The 8488-nt window shown below is 68.9% G+C and carries 5 protein-coding genes; 2 read left to right on the forward strand and 3 right to left on the reverse strand.

What is annotated here, in order from left to right; all coding sequences use genetic code 11:
* Positions 1-293: 293 nt before the first annotated feature.
* Positions 294-1730 carry an alpha/beta hydrolase gene (locus J5T34_RS23195; RefSeq protein WP_208583256.1) on the reverse strand — a complete coding sequence of 479 codons (1437 nt, stop codon included), beginning with the start codon at positions 1728-1730 and terminating at the stop codon, positions 294-296.
* Between the two features lie 204 nt (positions 1731-1934).
* Complete coding sequence (locus J5T34_RS23200; RefSeq protein WP_208583257.1) at positions 1935-2639, reverse strand: glutathione binding-like protein; 705 nt, start codon at positions 2637-2639, stop codon at positions 1935-1937.
* Between the two features lie 240 nt (positions 2640-2879).
* On the opposite strand from J5T34_RS23200, the gene J5T34_RS23205 reads away from it, so the two are divergent.
* Together J5T34_RS23205 and J5T34_RS23210 are read left to right on the forward strand one after the other, a co-directional pair.
* A complete protein-coding gene (locus J5T34_RS23205; protein WP_208583258.1) occupies positions 2880-5501 on the forward strand; it encodes a penicillin-binding protein 1A in 2622 nt (873 codons plus the stop codon).
* Positions 5502-5869: 368 nt separating this feature from the next.
* Positions 5870-6541, forward strand: coding sequence for a MarC family protein (locus J5T34_RS23210; protein ID WP_149316305.1), 672 nt, complete (start codon positions 5870-5872; stop codon positions 6539-6541).
* A gap of 43 nt (positions 6542-6584) precedes the next feature.
* On the opposite strand, the gene J5T34_RS23215 is transcribed toward J5T34_RS23210, so the two are convergent.
* Positions 6585-8018, reverse strand: coding sequence for a methyl-accepting chemotaxis protein (locus tag J5T34_RS23215; RefSeq protein ID WP_208583259.1), 1434 nt, complete (start codon positions 8016-8018; stop codon positions 6585-6587).
* Positions 8019-8488: the final 470 nt, after the last annotated feature.

Genomic DNA, 8488 nt, shown 5'->3' on the forward strand with positions numbered 1-8488 from the left:
AAATTCTTCCCTCTGCTGCTTCACGGTGGTTTGGCTCCAGGGCAACTTCTTCCTCCCGCTGACTAGGCGGGAAAAGTGTTACCCATGTCCTGGCACACCTGTTACCCATGTCCCCGGTCCATACAGCAAGCGGGAGAGGGGAGAAAAAAGTTGGCCGCGCTTTTGCTCCGCGGGAGGGGGAGAAAAGCGGGCTGCGAAGACACTGGTAGACCGCGATTCGGCTCCCCTCTCCCGCTTGCGGGAGAGGGGCTGGGGGAGAGGGAAAAGCGCCGATCAGCGCGGCATCGCCCGCCTTACGACGCCGGACACGGCAACGCCGCCGCGATCTGCGGCCGCCCCTGCGCGACCGCTGGCGAATCGTCGGCCGTCACCGTGTTGTTGGTGAACCGGCAGCCATAGTCCGGCCGCGCCACCGTAGCGGCGTCGAGCACGTCGTCGCCCTCGGGTTTCGGTCCGCCCTGTTCCCACTGCACCATCGCATCGAACGCCGCAGTCTGCTCGGCCACGGTGAAATCGCAATGGCTGACGCCGCGGATCGCCCGCTGCACCAGCCATTGCGCGGTGCCCCGCGCATCGGCCCGCCGCTTGTAGATCTGCTGCATGCTGAACGGCACGTACATGTCGCCGAGCGTATGCAGCGTGACCACCGGCACGTTGATGCGCGCATTGGTCTTCGGGATCCAGCGCAGGCCATCGCGCCGCAGGCGGTTGGCTTCGGGGTCTGCCTTCGCTCGCAGGATCGTGTTGTTCAGCGTGGTTTCCTCCGCCGACAGCGCCGGGTCGCCGTCGAGCTGATAGACGATGTCGGTGGTCGACACCCCGTTGCGGTTCAGGATGCCGTTGATGGTGCCGTCGCCGCCGAAGGTGCCCCATACCGTGTTCTGCACCGGGCCGGCGAAGCCCTGATCGAACATGGGCCGCGCGCCGCCAGTGAGGTTCTGCACGATCGCCTTGACCTTGTCGCCCTGTGCGGTGGTCGCGCTCGGGAAGGTGGTGAACAGCGCATCGCGCACTGCCGGCGCGATCTCGGCCCAGTTGGTCACCGGCCAGGCGGCGGCGGGACGGCCCGCATACTGCTGCGCCGCCAGCTGGTAGGCCGCGAAGTAGTCGAACAGCTCGGTATCGCCCATCACACCGCACATCGGCACCGCGCCGTGATAGCGGACCTTGTTGTTGGCGGTGTCCAGCGTTTCCTGGTCGACCGCCGCGGCGGCGATATGGCCGCCCATCGAATGGCCGACGATATAGACGCGGCTGGGCGGTGCGAGCAGCCGTCGGTTCTGCGCAGCGATCTGCACGAAGGCCAGCGCCAGCGCATTGGTGTCCTCGACGCCGGCGCGTACGTCGTAATAGTTCTTGCTGTAGCTCGACGCCGCCCACGCGTAGCCGGCCTCGATCAGATGGCGGCGGATGCTCGGCGTGGTCACGCCCAGCACCGCGCCGGTGCCGGCATAGCCGTGCGCGTACATCACCAGCTTGCCGTTCCACTGCTTGGGGACCTCGATGCGATAGCCGGAGCCCTTCAGTGTGCCGGTCCAGCGGTCGGTCTCGGGCGCGCCCTCCAGCGCGGGGAAGGCGAGGGCGGCCTCGTTGACGGTGAAGGTGCGGCTGTCCTGGGCGCGGGTCTCTTCCGGCTGGCGCGGCGGATCGTCGTCGTCGCCGCCGCAGGCGGCCAGCGGCAATGCGGCGGCAAGCGCCAACGCCAGGGCGGCGCGCGTGGTGAGCTGCATGGTTTGTCTCCTCGTTTTATCGAATGGGAGCCATTCGCCTTCATGCCGCACTGCCACATCGCTTCGTCACGAAAACGAACGACCGTGCACGAAGTCTAAAGACGAGGAGACGAAAAGTAAAAGAAAAGCCGCCCGGCGTTTCGCGTGGCGAAATGCCGGGCGGCCTCTGCGAGCGGCCGCCCGAAGGACAGCGGTTCAAGCCGCTCAGCCGCGCCTGGGGATCTCCAGCCCGCGGATCACCGCTGGCCGCGCGACAAAGGCGTCGAGCACGCGCTGGACCTGCGGGAAGTCATCGAAGCCGACCAGCTCGCGGGCCTCGTAGAAGCCGATCAAGTTGCGGATCCACGGGAAGGTGGCGACATCGGCGATGGTGTATTGGTCGCCCATGATCCAGTCGCGACCGGCCAGGTGTTTCTCCAGCACGCCGAGCAGGCGCCGCGATTCGGCGACATAGCGGTCGCGCGGGCGCTTGTCCTCGTACTCCTTGCCGGCGAACTTGTGGAAGAAGCCGAGCTGGCCGAACATCGGGCCGACGCCGCCCATCTGGAACATCACCCACTGGATGGTCTGATAGCGCTCGGCCGGGTCCGAAGGGAGCAGCTTGCCGGTCTTTTCGGCCAGGTACAGCAGGATCGCGCCGGATTCGAACAGCGCCAGCGGCTTGCCGCCCGGGCCGTCCGGATCGAGGATCGCCGGAATCTTGTTGTTCGGATTCAGCGACAGGAATTCGGGCGACAGCTGGTCGTCGGTGTCGAAACGGACCAGGTGCGGTTCATAGGGCAGCCCGATTTCCTCCAGCATGATCGACGCCTTGACCCCGTTGGGCGTCGGCAGCGAATAGAGCTGGAGCCGGTCGGGATGTTGGGCGGGCCATTTGCGGGTGATCGGGTACGCGGAAAGATCGGGCATGGTTTCTCGGTCTTGGCTGGATGGGACGATCGTTGCGGCCGCGGCTCCGGGATCCCTTGACGCCTCGCGGAGGGCCGCGGCGAGCAGACGCGATCATAAGCGCTTTGCACGCTGCGTGCCGGCGGCACATCGGCCGAAGCCACCGGCCGTTTTGGTACGATGCACGCTTCCCGAATCCGCAGTACTCCGTGTGAAGCGTCTTTTCCTACCCAACGCCGGCCACGCCGGCGACCGCGCACCATGATGCGCGAACGTTTGCGCAGCACGCTGGCCGACTGGCGTGCGCGGCTGCGCCGGCCGACCGGCCGTCAGATCGCCTGGGGCGTGGGCGCGGTGCCCGTGCTGTTTCTCGCCTACACGCTGGTGCTGGTGCCGTTCACCCCCGGCATCAGCGATATCCGCAAGGCCAAGTCCGAGCGGCCGGCCCAGGTGCTGTCGGCCGACGGCAAGGTGCTGGCCGAGTTCAAGCGCGCCAACCGCGACTGGGTGCCGCTGGACAAGATCTCGCCGAACGTGGTGGCGGCATTGATCGCCACCGAGGACCACCGTTTTTACGAGCACTTCGGCCTGGACTGGCGGCGCACCGCCGCGGCGGCCTGGTACACGCTGTCCGGCGACCGGCAGGGCGGTTCCACGCTGACCCAGCAGCTGGCGCGCAATCTGTATCCGGAGGAGATCGGCCGCGCCGCCAGCGTGACGCGCAAGATCAAGGAGGCGATCACTGCGCTGAAGATCGAGGCGCTGTATTCCAAGGACGAGATTCTCGAAACCTATCTGAATACGGTGCCGTTCCTGTACAACGCCACCGGCATCGAGATGGCGGCGCGGACGTACTTCGACAAGCCGGCCGATCGGCTCGACGTGCTCGAGAGCGCCACGCTGGTCGGCATGCTCAAGGGCACCAGCTACTACAACCCGGTGCTCAATCCCGAGCGCGCGGTCGAGCGCCGCAACATCGTGCTGGCGCAGATGGTCAAGCGGGGCAAGCTCAAGCCGGCGCAATTCGAGGCGCTGAAGAAGCGTCCGCTGCGGATCGACTTCGAGCGCCAGACGCCGGAGGAGGGCCCCGCCCCGCATTTCGCGCAACAGCTGCGCAAATGGCTGATCGACTGGGCCGACCGCAACGACTACAACATCTACACCGATGGGCTGGTGGTTCATACCACCATCGATTCGCGGCTGCAGGCGATGGCCAACCAGGCGGTGGCGCGCCAGGGTGCGCGGCTGCAGGGCATTGCCAATGCCGCGTGGTCGCCGCGGGGCGGCTGGAGCGCGAATCGCGCGCTGGTCGAGGCCTTCATGCGGGAGACGGCCCAGTACCGGGCGGCGCGTGAAGCGGGCCTCAGCGATGCGGATGCGCTGGCGCAGTTGCGCAAGGACGCCGACGCCATGCGCGCGCTGCACGAGCAGAAGACGCGCATTCAGGCAGGCTTTCTCGCGCTGGATCCGCGCAACGGCGAGATTCGCGCCTGGGTCGGCAGCCGCGACTTCGCCGACGATGCCTTCGATCACGTGCAACAGGCGCGGCGCCAGCCCGGTTCGACCTTCAAGCCCTTTGTCTATGGCGCGGCCTTTGCGCAGGGCATCGGCCCGGATACGACCTTGCGCGACGAGGCGGTCGAGATCCGGCTCGCCGGCGGCGAGGTCTGGCGACCGACCGACGGCGGCCCGCCGAGCGGACGCGATCTGACGCTGCGCGACGGCCTAGTCTATTCGAAGAACACCATCACGGCGCAGCTGATGCAGCAGGTGGGCCCCGTGCGCGTGGCGAATCTGGCGCGAGCGATGGGCGTGCGGCAGAGCCGGCTCGATACGGTGCCCTCGCTGGCGCTGGGCACCAGCCCGGTGACGCTGAAGGAAATGGTCGCGGCCTACGGCACCATCGCCAACGGCGGCGCCTATCTGCAGCCGACCATGGTGACCCGCATCGAGGACCGCGACGGCCATGTGCTCGAGTCCTTCCGGCCGGCGTCGCCCGAGCGCGTGTTGCCGCCCGCGGTCGCGTATACGCTGCTCGACGTGATGCGCGATGCGGTCAGCCGCGGTACCGGCGCGGCGATCCGCAGCCGCTATGGCATTCATGCCGACGTCGCGGGCAAGACCGGCACCACGCAGGACAACGCCGACGGCTGGTTCATCCTGATGCATCCGCAACTGGTGGCCGGGGCGTGGGTGGGCTTCAACGACGCGCGCGTGACGCTGCGCAGCGACTATTGGGGCCAGGGGGCGCACAGCGCGCTGCCCATCGTCGGCGACGTGTTCCGCCGCGCTTTGCAGACTCGCGCCATCGATCAGCGCGTGCGCTTCGAGAACCAGCAGCAACCCGGCATGCTGGACCCGTGGCTGAAATCGGTGGAAGGCTGGTGGGCGCGCACGTTCGGCCCCGCGTCGGAGCCGGAAGCGGCGGCCGAGGTCCACGTTGCCCCGGCGCCGGCCGCGCGGCAGGCGCCGCCGGTGGACAACGGCATGGCGTCCGAGCCCGAGGTTCTCGACGAGGCCGAGCCGGTCCCGATGCCGGCCGATCCGCAGGCCTCGGTGCCGTTTGGGGAGCCGGTGCCGGCGCCAGGGCAGGGGGCTTCGGCGGTCGAGCCGGGTGGCACGGTGGTTGGTCCGGCCAATGGAAGCACCTCCGTGCCGAGTCCTGGCGCATATCAGGGGCCGACCGCCGGCGCGGGCGTCGGCGGCACGGCACCGGCCCAGGCTCCGATTTCACCGCCTGCGGTGCCGGGAAATGGGGCGGTGCAAGGGCCGACGAATGGCGCGGCGGGCGGGCAGTCGGCCTTGCCAACTGCCCCGGTTGCGCCGCCAGCTGCGCCGGCCCCAACCAGCCCGAGTGCCAGCGCGCCGGGGGCCTATCAATAAGCCTTCGCAACCAAACCACCCCCTCTCCCCGGCCCTCTCCCCCTGAGGGGGAGAGGGAGAACACCATGGGCATGCGGACTCCGCAGACCCACACAGCCGGGGAGCTTGCCCTGTTTTCTTCCCTCTCCCGCCTGCGGGAGAAAGGCCGGGGGAGAGGGAAAACAACATCGGCATGCAGACTCTGCAGACCCACGCAGCCGGGAAGCTTGCGCCTGTTTTCTCCCCTCTCCCGCCTGCGGGAGAGGGGCCGGGGGAGAGGGCAAGCGGCGCTCGCCATATCACGACATGATCCAACAACACCTCGCCGTCGCCCGCCGCAGTGCCCCATGCGCTATGCTTGCGCGATTTGGTGAGGATAGGCGCGCACAATGGGCATCCTGAGCTTGAGCAATCTGGTGGCGGAGTTCCTGCTCGCGTTCTCCGCGCTGCTCAGTATCATCAACCCGTTCGGCATGGCCTTCGTGCTGTTCGACCGGACGCGGTTCCTGACCGTCGAGGAGCGCCGCAAGCTGAGCCGCCAGGTCGCGATCAATTCGCTGATCGTGCTGCTGGTGACCTTCTTCCTCGGCACCGCCATCCTCGGCTTCTTCGGCATCTCGCTGCAGGCGCTGCGCCTGGCCGGCGGCTTCGTGGTGGCGTTCAGCGGCTGGACCATGCTGAACGCGCCGACGCAGCCCGCCGAGAAGCGCATCGAATCGGTCTCGACGGGCGATGTCACGCAGATGGCGTTTTTCCCGTTGACGATTCCGTTGACCACCGGCCCCGGTTCGATCGCTACCGCGATCGCGCTGAACGCCAGCCGCAGCCGCGAATGGCGCGATGCGATCGAATCGGCGGTAGTGTCGGTGACAGTCAGCGTGGCCGTCGCGATCGTCGTCTATGTGGTCTACAGCCGGGCCGAACTGCTGGCCCGCGTGCTGGGACCGGAAGGCACCAACGTCGTCACGCGGCTGTCGGCCTTCCTGCTGCTGTGCATCGGCGTGCAGATCATGATGACCGGCATCAGCGAATACCTGACGACGCTGCCGGGCCTGGGCTGAGCGCCGCGGGTCCGGCGGTGCATCGCATCCGGCGACCGACCGACTAGTCCAGCCTGAACTGCCCCACCGCGCCGGTCAGCCGCGCGAGTTCCTGCTGCTGGCGCGCGACCTCTTCGGCGGTCTGGTCGACATGGTCGACGTTCTGGCGCGACGCCGCGTCGATGCCGGCGATATTGCCGTCGACCTGATCGATGCCCGCGCGCTGGCCGCCGGTGGCGAGCGCCATCTGGTCGACGATGGCGGCAAGACGCGCGACGCTCGCCTCGAGCTCGCCCATTGTGCTGCCCGCCGTGCCGACCAGTTCCGAGCCGGCGCGTGCGCGGTCCACCGATTCGCCGATCAGCGCGCGGATCTCCTTGGCCGCCGCGGCGCTGCGCTGCGCCAGCGTGCGCACCTCGCCCGCCACCACCGCGAAGCCGCGACCCTGCTCGCCAGCGCGCGCGGCCTCGACCGAGGCGTTCAGCGCGAGGATATTGGTCTGGAACGCGATGCCGTCGATCACGCCGATGATGTCGGCGATCCGTTCGCTGGCCGCATGGATCTCGCCCATCGTGCGGATGACCGAGCCGATCACCTCGCCGCCTTGCGCGGCCACTGCGCGCGAGGTGCCCGCCAGCGTGTGGGCGGCCTGCGCATGGTCGGCGTTCTCGTGTGCGCTGCGGCGCAGTTCGCTCATCGCCGCGACGATCTCCTCCAGCGCGCGCTGCTGGCTGTGCGTGCGCTCGGCCAGCACGGCATTGCGCTGCAGGATGTCGCCGGAAGCGGCGGCCGCCGCGGCCGCGCTGTCGCGCACCTGCAGCAGCGTGCCGCGCACCGCGTCGAGCGTGGCCTGAAACGAGCGCGCCAGCGCGCTGGCGGGCCGCGGCTCGTCGGCGCGCGCCGGCGTCAGCGTCAGGCGGCCCGGATCGCGGCCGATGCGCGCGGCGAGCGCCGCCAGTTCGCCGGCGGAGCGCGCGTCGGCCTCCATCCGATGGGCCAGCACCGCCAGCACCGCCGTCTGCACGACCACGAAGGCCGCATGCAGCAGCACGATGCCCAGGCCCGGCTCGGTGAAGCAGATCACGCCCCAGCCCCAGCTCTGGAAATAGTTGAAGCTCAGGTGGTGCACGGCGATCAGCGCCGCCGCCAGCAGGATCGGCCGGAAGTCGCGATAGGCCAGCAGCACCGACAGCAGCACGAACACCGCGAAGTGATATTCGGCCTGTCCGTGCGCCTGATGGATCAGCAGCCCGACCATCGCCATCGAGATCGCCGCCGTGGCCAGCCGCGTGCCGAGCCGGCCCGGCAGCGCCGCGGCCCACAGCGTGGCCGCGACGGACAGCGGCAGGCCCACCGCCAGGCTCGGCCCGATCGTGCCGTAGCGCCAGCCGGCCAGCAGCGACGCGGCCCATAACAGCCAGATCGTGCCGACCAGCAGGCGGTCGGCGCGCCGGTGGACGGCGTCGAGCAGCGTTCCCGCGGGCTGCGCCTGCGGCAATGGTTCATCCAGTCGCGTTGCGGTGTGACGCCCTTCGGCGCGCAAAGCCAGCGTGCTGCTGCCCATTCGATCCCCCTGTCGTTGCAATTGGTTCGCTTTCGTTGTGCATGTTGTTATCGCGGCCGCACGACGGCATGCCGCCGCACCGTCGAATATCGGCAGATTCGGCGCGGGTCTGAGGGCCGGCGTCGTCATGGTTTACCCGCACGTTACTGGCACGGTACCCGCGCCGACGGCGCGTGGGCCGGTAAGGATTGCCAGCGAGGTTGTAAGGACGTGCCGGCGGGCCGGGGACGGGGGGACGGCCGTGCGGGGCAGGGCCCGGGCAGGGGGGCCGCGGGGCGGTATGGCGGCCGGGGGGTGAAAGTTTGGGGCCCCAGGGCGAGGGGCCCCCCCGGGGGGGGGGGGTCCCCACAGGTTTTTCCCCCAAGGGGAAAACCCTAGCCCCACCCCCAGACAATCCGCCCCCG

Source organism: Cupriavidus gilardii (genome assembly GCF_017598945.1).
In the GTDB taxonomy this organism is placed as follows: Bacteria; Pseudomonadota; Gammaproteobacteria; order Burkholderiales; family Burkholderiaceae; genus Cupriavidus; species Cupriavidus gilardii_E.

Excerpts from the sequence above, each read along its gene's own strand:
- J5T34_RS23200 (WP_208583257.1), bottom strand. The coding sequence starts at position 2,639 with ATGCCCGATCTTTCCGCGTACCCGATCACCCGCAAATGGCCCGCCCAA.
- J5T34_RS23210 (WP_149316305.1), top strand. The coding sequence starts at position 5,870 with ATGGGCATCCTGAGCTTGAGCAATCTGGTGGCGGAGTTCCTGCTCGCG.
- J5T34_RS23195 (WP_208583256.1), bottom strand. The coding sequence starts at position 1,730 with ATGCAGCTCACCACGCGCGCCGCCCTGGCGTTGGCGCTTGCCGCCGCA.
- J5T34_RS23205 (WP_208583258.1), top strand. The coding sequence starts at position 2,880 with ATGATGCGCGAACGTTTGCGCAGCACGCTGGCCGACTGGCGTGCGCGG.